This window comes from Janthinobacterium sp. TPC_1, from assembly GCF_056037845.1.
The window spans coordinates 967,864-984,324 of record NZ_CP195157.1 but is presented as its reverse complement, the minus strand read 5'-3'; the positions used below and the strand labels follow the sequence as shown (position 1 = coordinate 984,324).

Genomic DNA, 16,461 nt, shown 5'->3' with positions numbered 1-16,461 from the left:
CCAGTTCAACGATAAAATGGCGGATTATTACTTCACTTACCGAGTCCAAAGATGAATATCGAACAAGCCCGCTTCAATATGATCGAACAGCAGATCCGTCCATGGGACGTACTGGATATCGACGTGCTGGAGCTGTTGAACGTGGTTAAGCGTGAGGATTTCGTACCTGCGGCCTATAAAAATCTGGCCTTCGTCGATACGGAAATTCCACTGGGCGGCGGCGAATGCATGTTCACGCCAAAGCTGGAAGCGCGCATTTTGCAAGACGTAGCCGTCAAGAAGCATGAAAATGTGCTGGAAATCGGTACCGGCAGCGGTTACATGGCCGCCTTGCTGGCGCACAAGGCGCGTCATGTGACGAGCGTGGAAATCGTTCCCCAATTGAAAACCCTGGCCGAGCAGAACCTGGCCGCCAACGGCGTGACCAACGTGACCGTGGAACTGGGTGACGGCGCCCAAGGCTGGAGCAAGGGCGCACCGTACGACGTGATCGTCGTGTCCGGTGCCCTGGCCGTGTTGCCGGAAGCGCTGTTGCAACAAGTAAAAGTCGGCGGCCGCATCCTGGCCATCATCGGCGAAGCGCCGATCATGTCGGCGCATTTGATCACGCGCAGCTCGGACAAGGCCTACGACACGCGCAAGCTGTTTGAAACCAATGTCACGCCGCTGCAAGCCGTGGCACCGTCGCATTTCCAGTTCTGAGGCGACCGATTCGATGGAGCATTTGAGTGCACCGCAGCTGGCCGCCTGGCTGGCTGACCCTTCCCGCCCCCGTCCTGTTTTGCTGGACGTGCGGGAACAGTGGGAGTTCGACCTGTGCCACCTCGACGGTGCCACCTTGATGCAGATGAACTCGATTCCTGCGCGCATCGATGACCTCGATGAAGATGCCGAGATCGTCTGCATCTGCCATCACGGCATGCGCAGCATGCAAGTGGCGGCCTTCCTGGAGCGCAATGGTTTTGGCAAGATCAGTAATTTGACGGGCGGCGTGCATGCCTGGGCGCTGCAAGTCGACAGCGCGATGCCTAAATACTAAGTTATGTTGCAGTAGATGCACCCAGGCATGTTTTTCTGCATGCCTGCGGAGGCCTGTACCCCGCTCACCCGGCGGGCGCAAGGCAAGCGGTAGCAGATTTTTGATTCCATCAACTTTTGACGACTCCAACGGAGAAATGCAATGCGGAAACCCCTAATCGCCGTGCTGATGACCAGCGCCTTTGTCTCGATGACATGCTCGCTGCAAGCGCAGGCGGCCGATCTCATCCAGGTGTACCAGCAGGCGCTGGCCAATGACGCGCAGTACGCCAGCGCGCGCGCGGCCCTGTCGGCCGGGATGGAGCGGGTTCCGCAAGGGCTGGCAGGCTTGCTGCCGTTAGTCTCCGCGTCGGGCAGCAATACGCGTGGCAATCAGGAACAGATTATCCAGAACAATGGCGGCAACAAGATCACCTCGCCGTCCGTCAACGTGCGCACGAACAGCTACAACCTGACCCTGGCGCAGCCGCTGTTCCGCTGGGATCGCTGGGAAACCTATCAGCAAAGCAAGCTGGCGCAGGCGATTGCGGAAGCGCAATTTGCACAAGTTCAGCAAGACCTGATCACGCGCGTGGCGCAGGCGTATTTCGACGTGCTCAGTGCGCAGGACAACCTGGGCGCCACGCAGGCGCAAAAGGTCGCCACGACGGAGCAGCTGGCATCGGCCAAGCGCAATTTTGAAGTCGGCACGCAAACGATTACCGACACGCACGAAGCGCAAGCGGCCTACGACCTGGTGGTGGCGCAGGAATTTGCCGCCATCAATGACCTAGCCAACAAGCGCAGCGCGCTGCAAACCATTATCGGCGAAGCGCCGACCACCCTGGCGCCGATGCGCGCGGGCGTCGTCATCAGCGCGCCGGAACCGGCTGCCGTCGAGCCGTGGGTGTCGTCCGCCGAAGAGCAGAACTACGGCGTCGTCACGGCCCAGTTCAACGTGGAATCGGCCAAGCGCGACATCGGCCGCAACCGCGCCGGCCACTACCCGACCCTGGACCTGATCGCCAACACGGGCCATAGCTACACGTCCGGTGGCGGCAATGGCAACGGGAATAACAATAATGCCATTGGCGTGCAGTGGAGCATCCCGATCTTCAGCGGCTTTGCCGTCACCAGCAAGGTGCGCGAATCGATCGCGCTGGAAAACAAGGCCCGCAACGACCTGGAAACGGCACGCCGCACGGCATCGCAAGGCGCGCGCCAGGCATTCCTGGGCGTCAACAGCGGCCTGGCCCAGGTCAAGGCGCTGGAAGCGGCGGAAGTGTCGAGCAAATCGGCGCTGGAGTCGAACCAGCTCGGTTACCAGGTGGGCGTGCGCATCAATATCGACGTGCTGAATGCACAGAAACAATTGTTCTCGACGCAAAAAGACCTGTCGAAAGCCCGCTACGACACCATCATGAACGGCTTGCGCCTGAAGGCCGCCGCCGGCACGCTGAAGGAAACGGATTTGATGCCCGTCAACGCCTTGCTCGTCAAGTAAGCGCGCTCTTGCTCTACATGAAAACCAGCCCCGGCAACGGCGCTGGTTTTTTTTTCGTCTGGCGTTGTTGTCACACGGCGCGGCTGTTGGCAATCTGCGTGAGCACCACACCGGCCACCACCAGTCCCGCACCCGCCCAGTGCAGCGGAGAAATGTGCTTCACGGCAAAGCCCAGCAAGCCGTAGCGGTCGATGGCCAGCGCGGCCAGCATCTGCCCGCCGATGACGGCCGCCATGAAGGGGCCGGACCCCATGCGCGGCGCCAGCATCAGCGCGGCCGTAATATAAAACACGCCGGCCGCGCCACCGAGCCAGGACCAGCCCGGCCCGCGCACGGCGAGGTGGAGATCGGGCGCCGGGATTCTCCAGGCCAGCATCACCAGTGAAGCGAGCGCGGCGCTGACGGCCAGCGAGGCGAGGGTGGCCCACAGCGGGTGGCCCAGGTTGCGGCCCAGCGCCGCATTCGCGCCCGCCTGGAAGGGGACGACGGCGCCGGCCAGCATGGCCAGCGGGGCAAACAAGGTGATCCATCCGTTCATGTGCGACTCCCTGCGTGTTGAGTTGATGGCGTCATCGTATTATGCTGTCATGATTAAATCCAATTCGTAGTTTGTCATCCAACTATGCACCAAACGAATAATCTGCGCGCCGTCGATTTGAACTTGCTGGTGATCCTGGACGCGCTGCTCAGCGAGCGCCATTTGTCGCGCGCGGCGGAACGCCTGCACATGAGCCAGCCTGCCGTCAGCCATGCGCTGGCGCGCCTGCGCCATCTGCTCGACGACCCGTTGCTGCTGCGCGGCAAGGGCGGTTTCCAGCCGACGGCGCGCGCCCTGGAATTGGCGCGGCCGCTGGCCGAAGCCTTGCAAAGCGTGCGCTCCGTGCTCGGCGGCGCCGTCTTCGAGGCGGCCACGGCGCAGCGCGTGTTTCGCCTGGCCATGTCGGATTACGGCGCGGCGCTGATCTTGCCCCGTTTGCTGCGGCGTTTGCGCGTGGAAGCACCGGGCATCGACCTGGCAGTCAGCTATGCCAGCCGCCCGGCCGTGATCGCTGGCGTGCAGGAGGGCGACATCGACCTGGCGCTGGGCGTGTTCCCGCAACTGCCTGAACAGTTACACAGAGAAACCTTATTCGAGGAAACCTTCGTGTGCGCGCTCGATCCGGCCAGCCTGGCGGCCGGTGAAATGTTGAGTTTGGACACCTATCTGGCGCGCCCGCACGTGCTGGTGGCATCCGGCGAAGACGGTATGGCGGCTGAAGTCGATGGGGCGCTGGCGCAGCTGGGCCAGGCGCGCCGCATCGCCGTGCGCGTGCCGTACTGGACGGTCGCGCCGGAAGTATTGATGGGGACGGATTTGATCCTGACGGTGGCGCGGCGCGGCGTGCAGGGGAGCGCGCCGCAGGGGCTGGCGCAGCATTCTGCGCCGTTCGCCATCGCGCCGTTTGCGTTTGAAATGATACGGCACCGCCGCACGGACGGCGATGCGGGCATCGCCTGGCTGCGCGCGGCCATTGCCAGGGCCGCCGAGCCAGGCTGAGGTATTACAGGCCGCCGCCCTGGCCGTCGAACTTGCGCTCGATCAATTCGATCTTGTAGCCATCCGGGTCGGTGATGAAGGCGATCACCGTGTTGCCGCCCTTGACTGGGCCCGGTTCGCGCGTGACGTTGCCGCCATTCGCGCGTGCCGCATCGCAGGCGGCGACGATATCGTCGGCCGAGATGGCGATGTGGCCGTATGCCGTGCCCAGCTCGTAGCTGGTGGTGCCATAGTTATACGTCAGTTCCAGTTCCGCGTGGTCGGGGTTCGAACCGTAGCCGACGAAGGCCAGGGTGTACTGGTATTCCGGGTTGTCGCTGGTGCGCAGCAGCTTCATGCCCAGGACGTTCGTGTAAAAATCGATGGAGCGCTGCAGGTCGCCGACCCGTAACATGGTGTGCAAAATACGCATCGTAAATCCTTGATATGAATAGGGGAATGGCAGGATTTTATGCGTTTTACGGCTTTCTTGCCGAGACCGCCCTGGCTGCCCCGGTGCAGGACAGCAGCGGGCGGTGACGTCAATGCCTCCGGATTTACTCCAGATGGGCGTCCAGCGTGATTTCCGTGGCCAGCAGCTTCGATACCGGGCAGCCGAGCTTGGCGCGCAGGGCCGCATCCTGGAACGCTGCGTCGGTGGCGCCGGGAATGGTGGCCACCAGGGTCAGGTGGACGGCCGTGATGGCATAGCTGCCATCGATCTTTTCCAGGCTGACCTCGGCCGTGGTTTTCAGGGCCGTGGCGCGCAAGCCCGCCTCGCCCAGCTGGCCCGACAGGGCCATGGTGAAGCAGGCCGCATGGGCCGCGCCGATCAGTTCTTCCGGGTTGCTGCCGGGACCGTCTTCGAAGCGCGTGTTGAAGCCGTACGCCACATTGTCGAGCGCGCCGCTTTCGGTGGAAATGAATCCTTTGCCATCTTTGAGGCCGCCACTCCAGACGGCTGATCCTGTTTTTTTCATGATGTACTCCTTGCGTGGTTCGAAGGTCCATCATGCGCGCCCCACCCTTGCGCTTCCGTTCGTTGCGCCACACAGGGGGCGCATGCGCGGCGTCAATACGCTCACGGCGCCGGCGTCACGCGCCAGATGACATTGCCCACGTCGTCCGCCACCAGCAGCGCGCCCGCCTTGTCGACGGCCACGCCCACGGGGCGCCCCTGCGCCTTGCCATTGCTGTCGAGGAAACCGGCGATGACGTCCTGCGGCGGTCCGCTGGGCACGCCATTGGCGAAGGGCACATACAGGACTTTATAGCCGCTGAAAGGCTTGCGGTTCCACGAGCCGTGCTGGCCGATGAAGGCGCCGCCCCGGTAGCGTTCGGGCAGCAGGGTGGCGTCATAAAACGCCAGTCCCAGCGAGGCCGTGTGCGCGCCGAGCGCATAATCGGGCGCAACAGCCGTGGCGACCAGTTCGGGACGGGGCGGCTGGATCCGCGCATCGACGTGCTGGCCAAAATAACTGTAGGGCCAGCCATAGAAGGCACCTTCCTTGACGGAGGTCATGTAGTCGGGCACCAGGTCGTTGCCCAGCTCGTCGCGCTCATTGACGGTCGTCCACAGGGCGCCCGTCCTGGGCTGCCAGGCCAGGCCGACGGGATTGCGCAAGCCCGTCGCATACACGCGCGCCTTGCCCGTGGCGCGCGTGACTTGCCAGATGGCGGCGCGGCCATCTTCGGCTGCCATGCCGTTTTCGCCCACATTGCTGTTGGAACCGACGGCAACATAGAGAAATTTACCGTCGGGGCTGGCGATGACGTTCTTGGTCCAGTGATGATTGATGGGCCCGCCCGGTAAATCCATCACCTTGGTGCCCGGCGCCGTGATGGCCGTTTGCCCGGTGACGTAAGGAAAGCGCAGCAGGGCGTCGGCATTGGCGATGTACAGTTCGTTACCCACCAGGGCCATGCCGAATGGCGAATTCAGTCCCTGCAGGAACAGGCTGCGCATCCGGGCCACGCCATGCGCATCGACGCCGCGCAGCAGGGTGATGCGGTTGGCGCTGGGCGTGGCGGCGCCCGCTTTTTTCATTTGCATCTGCATGATGGCGCCCTTGATGCCCTTGCTGTCGTCCGGTTTCGGCGGGGCATTCGTTTCCGCCACGAGCACGTCGCCATTCGGCAAGACGTACAGCCAGCGCGGATGGTCGAGATCGCGCGCATACGCATGGATGGCCAGGCCTGCCGCGACAGCGGGGCGCTGCCCGGCCGTCCAGCGCTGCACGGGGGCAACATTGACTGTGGGAATCAGTTGCTTGTCCGGCGCGGGCAGCACGGGCTGCGGGCCGAAGCCCACGGGCATGGCGGGCGCCTGGGCGTGCGCGAGATGGGCGCCGCAGGCAGCGGCCAGCAGGAAGGAACAGGCGTAACGATACATGGCGTACTCCGGAACATGAGCAGTGCGTGACAGTTGGAGTCAGCGCGCCTTCTTTGGTTCCAGTTGCGGGTCGGGACGGGCTTGCTGCGGCGCGGCGGGCTTGACCTTTTCCGCGCCGGGCTGGGCGTGGCGGTCCGTATCGACCAGGCCTTGTTCCAGGTCGCTGGCCGCCTGTTGCATGATCTTGCGCGGCCGCACGTTCTGCGCGTCAGGCGACTCGTCGCGCTCATGCGGCAGGCGGTCGACGCCGTCATTCTGGACCTTTGCATCGGTATTGATCTTGCGTTCGCTATGCTGGCTAACCATATGGCCTCCTGACAGTAAAGTGTAAGCAGTGTCCCGCCGCGGCAAGCCGCCTGCAAGCGGATTTGTCCATGTTCGGAGCGCTGGCGCACGCATGGACGATTCTTTTTCTGCGCTACACTGCGTGCAACACCAGGAACGCCCCTTGCGGGCACGCGGCAGCCGCACTATACTGTGCATATATACAGTATCATGCGATGCCGGCGTGCGATGCGACAGCCAGGGGCGGTTTGCCACCGAATTCACTACCGAGATTTTTATGCCCGTCGATAACTACGCCGACCAGCGAGCCGAACAGCCAGCCGCGACCTTGCCAGCCCCGGGCGAGCGCTTCAACCTGGGCGCCAAGACCATCGCCCTGGTCGTGCGCCAGAATACGGATGGCATTGCCGAACCCGTGAAAAGCATCGTCGATTTCCTGCAAGTGCTGGGCCACACGGTGGTCTTCGAGGCGGAGACGGCTGCGCACCTGAACCTGGCGTTTCCCGGCGTGCGCGCCATGTCCGCGGCCGAGATCGGCGCCGCCGCCGATTGCGCCATCGTCATGGGCGGCGATGGCACCATGCTCGGCATTGCGCGCCAGCTGGCGCCATTCGACGTCCCTTTGATCGGTATCAATCAAGGGCGGCTGGGCTTCATGACGGATATTCCGCTTGAGCGTATGCTGCCTGTATTGGCGCAAATCCTCGGCGGGCGCTTCAAGGCCGAGCGCCGTACCTTGCTTGAAGGCAGTGTGCTGCGCGACGGCGTATCGATCCACGTGGGCATGGCCGTCAACGACGTCGTCGTTTCGCGCGGCGGCGGCGCCGGCATGGCCGAATTGCGTGTCGAGGTCGATGGCCACTTCATGTACAACCAGCGGTCGGATGGCTTGATCATTTCCACGCCCACGGGCTCGACCGCATATTCGCTGTCGGCCGGCGGCCCCTTGCTGCACCCGACCCTGGGCGGCATCGTGCTCGTGCCGATCGCCCCGCACGCGCTGTCGAACCGCCCCATCGTCTTGCCCGATTCCAGCCAGATCGTGGTGGAAATCGTCCGCGGACGCGATATCAGCGTCAATTTCGACATGCAGACCTTTGCCAGCCTGGTGCAGCAAGACCGCATCCTCATCCGCCGTTCGCCGCACACGATTACCTTCCTGCATCCGGAAGGGTGGAGCTACTACAACACCCTGCGTGAAAAACTGCACTGGAACGAGTACCCGTCGGGCGAGGGCAAGCTCAGCTAATAAGTTTCCCTACCTCAACCCGCGGTGCGCCGCCTAACCACTGAAGCCATGCTCCATACACTGTCCATTCGCGATTTTGTCATTGTCGATACCATTGAACTGGAATTTTCCGCCGGCTTCAGCGTGCTGACGGGCGAGACGGGCGCCGGCAAGTCCATCCTCATCGATGCGCTGACCCTGGCGCTGGGCGGGCGCGGCGACGCCAGCGTGGTGCGCGAAGGCGCGGCCAAGGCCGACATCACGGCCGATTTTTCCGTCAGCGAGGTGGCGCAGGCCTGGCTGGTGGCCAATGAATTCGCCAACGACGATGGCGGCGCCCTGCTGCGCCGCGTGATCGACAATGCGGGCCGCTCGAAAGCGTATATCAACGGCATCCCCGCCACGGCGGCGCAACTGCGCGAACTGGGCGACATGCTGGTCGACATCCACGGCCAGCACGCGCACCAGTCCTTGCTGAAAAGCGAAGCGCAGCGCGCCTTGCTCGACGGCCAGGCGACGGCGCGCGAAGCGGGCGCGGAGCAGGATGCGCGCCAAGTGGCGGCGCTGCACAAGCGCTGGCGCGCCCTCGTGCGCCAGCGCGAGGAATTCGAAACGAATGCCGCCAACGTGCTGTATGAACGCGAACGGCTGGAATGGCAAGTGGGAGAACTGGAAAAACTGGCCGCCAAGCCCGGCGAATGGACGGACATCACGAACGAGCACAGCCGCCTGTCGCATGCGGCCAGCCTGCTGGAAGGGGCGCAGGAAGCCCTGGCGATCATTCGAACAGGAAGATCATCCGATCGTGTCGCAGCTGTCGGGCCTGAACCAGAAGCTGGGCAAGCTGGTGTCCGTCGATGCGGAATTGCAGCCGATCGTCGACCTGATCGAATCGTCGCGCATCCAGCTGCAGGAATCCGTGTATGCGTTGAACAATTACCTGGACCGGGTGGAACTGGACCCGGAGCGCCTGCACCAGCTCGACGCGCGCATGGAGGCCATGCACAGCACGGCCCGCAAATTCCGCGTCACGCCCGAAGAGTTGCCTGAGGAACATTCTAAACTGTCGGAAAAGCTGCAGCACCTGGCCGACGCTTCCGATATCGAAGGTTTGCTGCGCCAGGAAGCGAAGATCGAGGCCGAGTACCGCGGCGTCGCCGAGCGATTGTCCGCCACGCGCCGCGCCGCCGCCCTGGAACTGGGGCAAGCCGTCACGCGCGCCATGCAGGAACTGAGCATGACGGGCGGCAGCTTTGAAATTGCGCTGCACCCGTGCGCGAACCGGCCGCCCATGGCCTCGAGCAAGTGGAATTTCTCGTCGCCGGCCACGCGGGCACGGCGCCCCGTTCGCTGGCCAAGGTGGCGTCCGGCGGCGAACTGGCGCGCATCGCGCTGGCCATTTCTGTCATCACCTCGCACGCCACCACCACGCCGACCCTGATCTTCGACGAGGTCGACAGCGGCATCGGCGGCGCCGTCGCCGAAGTCGTGGGGCGCTTGCTGAAACGCCTGGGACAAGGGCGGCAAGTGCTGTGCGTGACCCACTTGCCGCAAGTGGCGAGCCAGGCCAATCAGCATTTCCAGGTGGCAAAAAGTACCCTGGACAACGGCAAGACGGCCTCGCGCATCGACATGCTCGACGCCAAGGCCCGCGTGGAAGAAGTGGCGCGCATGCTGGGCGGCCTGGAAATCACGGCCACCACGCGCAAGCATGCGCGCGAATTGCTCGCGATTTGACCTGGGATGTGGCAGGCGTGCTGCCATCGTCTGGCAGTACTCCCGATGTTGACGCAATGTAACTATAATGGGCGGCTGATCCATCCAACGCCTTCGAAGAGCCTTCATGTCATTTCAAACTGAACCGCCGTACACGCATGGCAGCATCGACCGCAGCGCCGTGGTGCTGGTCAACCTGGGCACGCCCGATGCGCCGACCTCGTCTGCCGTGCGGCGCTATCTGAAACAATTCCTGTCGGATCCGCGTGTGGTGGAGATACCCCGCATCGTCTGGTGGTTCATCCTGAACCTGATCATCTTGCCCTTCCGTTCGGGCCAGTCGGCCAAGAAATACGCGTCGATCTGGACGCGCGACGGCTCGCCCCTGAAGGTGCACACGCAAAAGCAAGCCAAGTTGCTGGCCGGCGCCCTGGCCGAGCGGGGCCATGACGGGGTGACGGTAGCCATGGCCATGCGCTACGGTTCGCCTTCCTTGCCCGACGTGCTGGCCAAGCTGAAAAGCGAAGGCTGCGAGCGCATCGCCATCCTGCCGGCCTATCCGCAATATTCGGGCACGACGACGGGTTCCATCTACGACGCCGTATTCGCCCATTACGCCACCGTGCGCAATGTGCCGGAATTGCGTTTTATCAAGCAATATCACGAGCACGACACGTATATCGACGCCTTGCGCGATTCCGTGCTGAACCACTGGGAAGCGCATGGCCGTCCGGAAAAACTGGTGATGAGTTTTCATGGCGTGCCCAAGCGCACCTTGCTGCTGGGCGATCCGTATCACTGCCAATGCCTGAAAACGGCGCGATTGCTGGCGGAAAAACTGAAATTAACTAAAGAGCAATATGTGGTGACTTTCCAGTCGCGCTTTGGCAAGGCCGAATGGCTGCAGCCATACACGGCGCCGACCCTGGTGGCGCTGGCGCAACAGGGCGTCAAGCGTGTCGATTTGCTGTGCCCGGGCTTTACCAGCGATTGCCTGGAAACCCTGGAAGAGATCGCCATGGAAGCCAAGCATGATTTCGAAACGGCTGGCGGTCAGCAGTTTCATACATTGCTTGCCTGAACGAAACGCCGGCCTGGATCGCCGGCATGGCGGAAATTGCCGAGCAACACATGATCGGCTGGCCGACGATGAAGACGGCGCCGCAGCGCGAGGCGGACAAGAAAGCGGGCGAGCAGGCGCGCGCGGCGGCTCTGGCCCTGGGCGCAGCGAATTAGAAGCAAGAGGCATGTTTTTCTGCCATGTAAAGCCGCGCTTGCGCGGCTTTGTCATTTTTCGCATCCACCGAGGTTTTCCAAATAGCAACACCGTCAGTGGCAATGGCTTGGTCGGGACTGGTAGAATGCCGGCTTCGCTGGGGATGACGGCTGTATCAGACGGCGCGCACGGCTCGCGGCCCGAAATGGGAAACGAAATGTAATAAGCTGTAACATTAGCTGACGTAAACCTTGGCGCTCGCGCCGATACCCCTTGAAACAGTAGGATATAGCCCCATCTGCCGGTTAGTGTTGTAAAGATGTATAGCCTAACCCATTTAAGTCATTGATTGTAGGAGCTTTCTAGATGCAAGATCAGGAAAACCAAGCTGTACCTAATCCGCAAGCGGACGCCGCGACGACTGCGCCATCGACTCCCGCAGAGCCTACTTTGGAAGAGCAGCTGGCCAGTACCGAAGCGCGTCTGGCAGAGATGCACGATGCCTTCATGCGTGCCAAAGCCGATGGCGAAAATATCCGCCGCCGCGCGCAGGAAGATGTTGCTAAAGCGCATAAATTCGCAGTGGAAAGCTTTGCCGAAGCCATGGTGCCGGTCAAAGACAGCCTGGAAACGGCGCTGACGGTGGAAGCACCGACCATCGAATCGCTGAAAGAAGGCGTCGAGATGACACTGAAGCAACTGAACGCCGCGTTCGAGCGCAACCGCCTGGTGGAAGTGTTGCCAGTGCAAGGTGAAAAGCTCGATCCGATGAAACACCAGGCTGTTGCCGTGGTGCCAGCGGAGCAGGAAGCCAATACCATCGTATCAGTCTTGCAAAAGGGCTATATGATTGCGGACCGCCTGCTGCGTCCAGCCATTGTAACGACCGCGCAAGCAAAATAATCAGAGGGCGGCATCAAGCAAGCCTTGAAACCATGCCGCTTTGCCACATATAAGAACCATCTGAAATCTAGCAAATAAAAGGAAAAAAATCATGGGTAGAATTATCGGTATCGATCTGGGAACCACGAATTCCTGCGTTTCCATCATGGAAAACGGTCAACCAAAGGTAATCGAAAACGCTGAAGGCGCACGCACGACGCCGTCGATTATTGCTTATCAAGAAGATGGCGAAATTCTTGTCGGCGCGCCAGCGAAACGCCAGGCCGTGACCAATCCGAAAAACACGCTGTACGCAGTCAAGCGTTTGATCGGTCGCAAGTTCGACGAAAAAGAAGTTCAAAAAGACATCGCGCTGATGCCGTACCAAATCATGAAAGCCGACAACGGCGATGCATGGATCGGCGTACGCGACAAAAAACTGGCGCCGCCGCAAATTTCGGCTGAAGTCCTGCGCAAGATGAAAAAAACGGCAGAAGACTACCTCGGTGAAGAAGTCACCGAAGCCGTCATCACCGTGCCTGCGTACTTCAACGACTCGCAGCGTCAAGCCACCAAGGATGCCGGCCGTATCGCTGGTCTGGACGTCAAGCGCATCATCAACGAGCCAACCGCGGCAGCGCTGGCGTTCGGCCTGGACAAGACCGAAAAAGGCGACCGTAAAATCGCCGTGTATGACTTGGGTGGCGGTACGTTCGACGTGTCGATCATCGAAATCGCAGATGTTGATGGCGAGAAACAATTTGAAGTGCTGTCGACCAACGGCGACACCTTCCTGGGCGGCGAAGACTTCGACCAGCGCGTCATCGATTACATCATCGACGAGTTCAAGAAGATCAACGGCATCGACCTGAAAAAAGATCCGATCGCCCTGCAGCGCATCAAGGCTTCGGCCGAGCGCGCGAAGATCGAGTTGTCGTCGTCGCAACAAACCGAGATCAACGAGCCCGACATCGCCATGGCGAACGGCGCACCGGTCCACTTGAACCTGAAGATGACCCGCGCCAAGCTGGAATCGCTGGTGGAAGAGCTGATCACGGCGACGATGGAACCATGCCGTACCGCCATCAAAGATGCTGGCGTGAAAGTGTCGGACATCGATGACATCATCCTGGTCGGCGGCATGACCCGTATGCCGAAGGTGCAGGAAAAAGTGAAGGAATTCTTCGGCAAGGATCCACGCAAGGACGTGAACCCGGACGAAGCCGTTGCCGTGGGCGCAGCGATTCAAGGTTCGGTCCTGTCGGGCGAACGCAAAGACTTGCTGTTGCTGGACGTCACTCCTCTGTCCCTGGGTATCGAAACCCTGGGCGGCGTGATGACCAAGATGATCCACAAAAACACGACGATTCCGACCAAGTTCAGCCAGGTCTTCTCGACGGCCGACGACAACCAGCCTGCGGTGACCATCAAGGTCTTCCAGGGTGAGCGCGAAATCGCCGCCGGCAACAAGGGTCTGGGCGAATTCAATCTGGAAGGCATCCCGCCAGCATCGCGTGGTACGCCACAGATCGAAGTGACCTTCGACATCGACGCCAACGGCATCTTGCACGTCGGCGCGAAAGACAAGGCCACCGGCAAGGAAAACAAGATCACGATCAAGGCCAATTCCGGCTTGACCGAGGCTGAAATCCAGAAGATGGTCAAAGACGCCGAGTTGAACGCGGAAGAAGACAAAAAGGTCAAAGAATTGGCCGAGTCGCGCAACCAGGCCGATGCTCTGGTACACTCGACCCGGAAATCCTTGACCGAATACGGCGACAAGCTGGATGCGGGCGAGAAAGAGAAGATCGAAGCGGCGATCACCGACCTGGAAGCAAGCATCAAGGCGGGCGACAAGGCTGAGATCGACGCCAAGGTGGAAGCACTGTCGAGCGCATCGCAGAAACTGGGCGAAAAAATGTATGCCGACATGCAAGCGCAGCAAGCTGCCGGCGGCGCGGAAGGTGCACAGCAAGCTGCTGGCGCATCGGACGCAGGTGCCAAGCAAGACGACGTTGTTGACGCTGACTTCAAAGAAGTCAAAGACAGCAAGTAATTGTCTTGCGCCCCCTTCACCGGGGGCAGCCGGGCTGAACGCTACATCGCGGGATTAGCCGCGAAGACCGGCCGAGCCGAGTCGTTGCCCAGTGCAGCACTCGACTCGGCTTTTTCGTGTAATTTTTACATCAGTAGATAGACTGCAAGGTGCCGACAACATGGCAAAGCGTGATTTTTACGAGACACTCGGTGTCGCAAAAAATGCTTCGGAAGAAGAGATCAAAAAGTCTTACCGTAAACTGGCGATGAAATACCATCCGGACCGCAATCCGGATAGTAAGGAATCGGAAGAAAAGTTTAAGGAAGTCAAAGAAGCCTACGAGATGCTGACCAATCCGGAAAAGCGCGAAGCGTATGACCGTTATGGTCACGCCGGCGTGGACCCGAACATGGGCGGCGGTGGCGGCTTCGGCGGCGGTGCTGGCGGCTTTGCCGACAGCTTCGGCGATATCTTCGGCGACATCTTTGGCGGTGGCGGTGGACGCAGCCGCAATGCGGGGCCACAGGTGTACCGTGGCGCCGACTTGCGCTACAACCTGGAAATTACACTGGAGCAAGCTGCTCACGGCTTCGACACGACCATCCGCGTGCCGAGCTGGGACAAGTGCGACACGTGCCACGGCAGCGGCGCCAAGCCGGGCACCTCGCCGACCACCTGCGGTACTTGCGGTGGCCACGGCCAGGTGCGCATGCAGCAAGGTTTCTTCAGCATCCAGCAAACCTGCCCGAAATGCCATGGCAGCGGCAAGGTCATCACCGACCCGTGCACGCCGTGCGGCGGCGCCGGTCGCATCAAGCGCAACAAGACCCTGGAAGTGAAAATTCCAGTCGGTATCGACAACGGCATGCGTATCCGTTCGTCCGGCAATGGCGAACCGGGCACGAATGGGGGCCCGTCGGGCGACCTGTATGTGGAAATCCACATCAAGCCGCACGCCGTGTTCCAGCGCGAAGGCGACGACCTGCATTGCGAAATGCCGATCTCGTTCGCCAAGGCGGCCCTGGGTGGCGAAATCGAAGTGCCGACCCTGAACGGCAAAGTGTCGTTCACGATCCCGGAAGGGACCCAGTCGGGCAAGACCTTCCGTCTGAAAGGCAAGGGCATCAAGGGCGTGCGCTCCGGTTATGCGGGCGATCTGTTCTGCCACGTGGCCATCGAAACGCCCGTCAAACTGACGGAAAAACAGAAAGACCTGCTGCGCGACTTTGAAAAGTCGACCACCGAGGGCGGTGCCAAGCACAGTCCGCAAAGCAAGACCTGGAAGGACAAGGTCAAGGACTTTTTTGAGTAAGCACACGTAATACCATGCGCCGGGATGCTGAAACATCCCGGCGTTTTTTTCACTGCGACTGATAAATGTGCGCACATCGCCGGCCTATGGGCGCGATCTGCCGTCAATTCAGTCGTATTACACAATGGGAGCGATATGACCGAACAGAAAAATGGCCTGGCCCTGGCGGAACTGCTGCAGCGTAACCGCCGCTGGGCCGACTCGATGGTGGCGAAAGACCCGAACTTCTTCAAGAACCTGGAAGCGCAGACCTCGCCCGAATACCTGTGGATCGGCTGCTCCGACAGCCGCGTGCCCGCCAACGAGCTGCTGGGCATGGCGCCTGGCGACGTGTTCGTGCACCGTAATATCGCCAACGTGGTCGTGCATTCCGACCTCAATTGCCTGTCCGTCCTGCAATTTGCCGTGGACGTGCTGAAAGTCAAACATGTCATCATCGTCGGTCATTACGGCTGTAAAGGCGTGCATGCGGCCATGACGGGCACGCGTATCGGCCTGGTCGACAACTGGCTGCGCCACGTCCAGGACGTGGGCCAGAAGCACGAACGCTACCTGGGCGACGTGCTGACGAGCCGCCAGCGCGGCGACCGCCTGTGCGAACTGAATGTGGTCGAGCAAGTCTTGAACGTGTGCCAGACCACCATCGTGCAAGATGCGTGGGAACGGGGCCAGGAACTCAGCGTCCACGGCTGGGTCTATGGCTTGAAGGATGGCTTGCTGAACGACCTGGAAGTGACCGTCACGGCGGGCCACGAGCTGGCGCCGCGCATGGCAACGCGCCTGGCCCGCTACGAAGCGACGGCGTAGGCAACACCGGCGCAGCGCCTAGGGCGCGGCGCCTTCCAGGCGGCCCAGGTAATCGGCCGCCTCCCGCACGCCTTCCTGCGCCGCCTGGCGCAGCCAGGTTTTTGCCTGGGGAATATCCCGGGGCGTGCCCCGGCCTTCGGCCAGTGCTACTCCATAGTGATAGCGCGCCAGCCGCGCATAGGCGGCGTCATCGTTGGTATGGGCCCCGCGCCGCATCAGCGCCGTCGCCTGCGCCAGGTCCTTCGGCACGCCGATGCCCGTTTCATACAGCTGGGCCAGCCAAATCATCGAATACACATCGTTCCAGCGCCGGATGCAATCTTCAAAGATGGCCACGGCGGCCGCATGGTCGCCCGTCTTGTCGGCCGCATAGCCATATAAACACTTGATGCGCTTCTCGCTGTGCACATAGGCTTTGTAGCTGAGATCACTTTCACCCTGGCCGTCCTGGGCGTGGACGAAAGCAGGGAGCAGCAAGGCGAGCAGCAGGGCGACGGTGGGCATGGCTTTCCTGATCAACAATTGAAGATTGGTAGATAAGCAAGTTG

General features: G+C 61.4%; 15 protein-coding genes and 2 pseudogenes. 11 read left to right on the top strand and 6 right to left on the bottom strand.

What is annotated here, in order from left to right:
- The first annotated feature begins 51 nt into the window (after window positions 1–51).
- The 3 genes from ACQVLG_RS04800 (at window position 52) to ACQVLG_RS04790 (ending at window position 2,521) form a co-directional block, all read left to right on the top strand.
- Window positions 52–702 (top strand): protein-L-isoaspartate O-methyltransferase family protein, encoded by a 651-nt coding sequence (locus ACQVLG_RS04800; RefSeq protein WP_215403331.1) that lies wholly within the window; start codon window positions 52–54, stop codon window positions 700–702.
- A 13-nt stretch (window positions 703–715) separates the two neighbouring features.
- Window positions 716–1,039, top strand: coding sequence for a rhodanese-like domain-containing protein (locus tag ACQVLG_RS04795; RefSeq protein WP_219132534.1), 324 nt, complete (start codon window positions 716–718; stop codon window positions 1,037–1,039).
- A 141-nt stretch (window positions 1,040–1,180) separates the two neighbouring features.
- Complete coding sequence (locus tag ACQVLG_RS04790; RefSeq protein ID WP_474293110.1) at window positions 1,181–2,521, top strand: TolC family outer membrane protein; 1,341 nt, start codon at window positions 1,181–1,183, stop codon at window positions 2,519–2,521.
- A gap of 70 nt (window positions 2,522–2,591) precedes the next feature.
- Here the strand turns inward: ACQVLG_RS04790 and ACQVLG_RS04785 are convergent, their stop codons facing one another.
- Window positions 2,592–3,059 carry a DMT family transporter gene (locus ACQVLG_RS04785; protein WP_474293108.1) on the bottom strand — a complete coding sequence of 156 codons (468 nt, stop codon included), beginning with the start codon at window positions 3,057–3,059 and terminating at the stop codon, window positions 2,592–2,594.
- Between the two features lie 84 nt (window positions 3,060–3,143).
- Between ACQVLG_RS04785 and ACQVLG_RS04780 the strand changes: the two genes are divergently transcribed.
- Window positions 3,144–4,058 carry a LysR substrate-binding domain-containing protein gene (locus ACQVLG_RS04780; protein ID WP_474293106.1) on the top strand — a complete coding sequence of 305 codons (915 nt, stop codon included), beginning with the start codon at window positions 3,144–3,146 and terminating at the stop codon, window positions 4,056–4,058.
- A gap of 4 nt (window positions 4,059–4,062) precedes the next feature.
- Here the strand turns inward: ACQVLG_RS04780 and gloA are convergent, their stop codons facing one another.
- The 4 genes from gloA to ACQVLG_RS04760 form a co-directional block, all read right to left on the bottom strand.
- Window positions 4,063–4,470, bottom strand: coding sequence for a lactoylglutathione lyase (gene gloA / locus ACQVLG_RS04775; protein WP_070311709.1), 408 nt, complete (start codon window positions 4,468–4,470; stop codon window positions 4,063–4,065).
- A gap of 124 nt (window positions 4,471–4,594) precedes the next feature.
- On the bottom strand, window positions 4,595–5,017 hold the full coding sequence (locus ACQVLG_RS04770) for an OsmC family protein (RefSeq protein ID WP_230539115.1): 423 nt from the start codon (window positions 5,015–5,017) through the stop codon (window positions 4,595–4,597).
- A gap of 101 nt (window positions 5,018–5,118) precedes the next feature.
- Window positions 5,119–6,429 (bottom strand): PQQ-dependent sugar dehydrogenase, encoded by a 1,311-nt coding sequence (locus ACQVLG_RS04765; RefSeq protein ID WP_474293104.1) that lies wholly within the window; start codon window positions 6,427–6,429, stop codon window positions 5,119–5,121.
- Window positions 6,430–6,468: 39 nt separating this feature from the next.
- Window positions 6,469–6,735 (bottom strand): hypothetical protein, encoded by a 267-nt coding sequence (locus ACQVLG_RS04760; RefSeq protein WP_230539114.1) that lies wholly within the window; start codon window positions 6,733–6,735, stop codon window positions 6,469–6,471.
- Between the two features lie 256 nt (window positions 6,736–6,991).
- On the opposite strand from ACQVLG_RS04760, the gene ACQVLG_RS04755 reads away from it, so the two are divergent.
- The 7 genes and pseudogenes from ACQVLG_RS04755 to can all read left to right on the top strand — a co-directional run bounded on the left by ACQVLG_RS04755 (window position 6,992) and on the right by can (window position 15,913).
- Window positions 6,992–7,963, top strand: coding sequence for an NAD kinase (locus tag ACQVLG_RS04755; protein WP_230539113.1), 972 nt, complete (start codon window positions 6,992–6,994; stop codon window positions 7,961–7,963).
- A gap of 48 nt (window positions 7,964–8,011) precedes the next feature.
- Window positions 8,012–9,679 (top strand): annotated as a pseudogene (gene recN / locus ACQVLG_RS04750) (DNA repair protein RecN).
- Between the two features lie 106 nt (window positions 9,680–9,785).
- Window positions 9,786–10,894, top strand: a pseudogene (gene hemH / locus ACQVLG_RS04745) (ferrochelatase).
- Window positions 10,895–11,240: 346 nt separating this feature from the next.
- On the top strand, window positions 11,241–11,777 hold the full coding sequence (gene grpE, locus ACQVLG_RS04740) for a nucleotide exchange factor GrpE (protein ID WP_230539110.1): 537 nt from the start codon (window positions 11,241–11,243) through the stop codon (window positions 11,775–11,777).
- Between the two features lie 91 nt (window positions 11,778–11,868).
- On the top strand, window positions 11,869–13,812 hold the full coding sequence (dnaK, locus tag ACQVLG_RS04735) for a molecular chaperone DnaK (protein WP_474293101.1): 1,944 nt from the start codon (window positions 11,869–11,871) through the stop codon (window positions 13,810–13,812).
- 160 nt (window positions 13,813–13,972) lie between these two features.
- A complete protein-coding gene (gene dnaJ / locus ACQVLG_RS04730; protein WP_474293099.1) occupies window positions 13,973–15,106 on the top strand; it encodes a molecular chaperone DnaJ in 1,134 nt (377 codons plus the stop codon).
- A 135-nt stretch (window positions 15,107–15,241) separates the two neighbouring features.
- Complete coding sequence (gene can / locus ACQVLG_RS04725; protein ID WP_131685712.1) at window positions 15,242–15,913, top strand: carbonate dehydratase; 672 nt, start codon at window positions 15,242–15,244, stop codon at window positions 15,911–15,913.
- Window positions 15,914–15,931: 18 nt separating this feature from the next.
- Here can and ACQVLG_RS04720 read toward each other — a convergent pair whose 3' ends face one another.
- Complete coding sequence (locus ACQVLG_RS04720) at window positions 15,932–16,417, bottom strand: tetratricopeptide repeat protein (protein ID WP_474293097.1); 486 nt, start codon at window positions 16,415–16,417, stop codon at window positions 15,932–15,934.
- Window positions 16,418–16,461 lie beyond the last annotated feature (44 nt).